This window comes from Mesorhizobium sp. M00.F.Ca.ET.216.01.1.1 (genome assembly GCF_004010325.2).
In the GTDB taxonomy this organism is placed as follows: domain Bacteria; phylum Pseudomonadota; class Alphaproteobacteria; order Rhizobiales; family Rhizobiaceae; genus Mesorhizobium.
This window is the reverse complement of sequence record NZ_SADR02000570.1, coordinates 1-284: the sequence shown is the minus strand read 5'-3', so window position 1 is coordinate 284 and position 284 is coordinate 1. Positions and strand designations below refer to the sequence as shown.

The following is a 284-nucleotide window of genomic DNA, read 5'->3' as shown; positions in this document are numbered from 1 at the left end:
CGAGAGATGGCGCATGGCTTCTATGCCCGTCCCATGAGAGGCGGGATCTGAAAGGAACAAAAATGACATTGGCGAAGGAAACGGCCTCACTTCTTGAGAAACTCGGAGTCGCCAAGGAGGCGCTGTCAGGCGGCGACCTCATCGTGCGCAGCCCGGTGACGGGCGAGCAGATCGCGGCGCTGAGGACCATTTCGGCGGCCGATACGGGCAGGGCAATCGATGCCGCGCACAAGGCTTTCCAGGCGTGGCGGCTGGTACCGGGGCCCAAGCGCGGCGAACTGGTG

1 protein-coding gene is annotated in these 284 nt (G+C 63.7%); it reads left to right on the top strand.

The genetic code is table 11. The features are described from left to right. Nucleotides 1-62 precede the first annotated feature (62 nt). A partial coding sequence (locus tag EN859_RS37480; RefSeq protein WP_135913766.1) for an aldehyde dehydrogenase family protein occupies nucleotides 63-284 on the top strand: 222 nt, incomplete at its 3' end.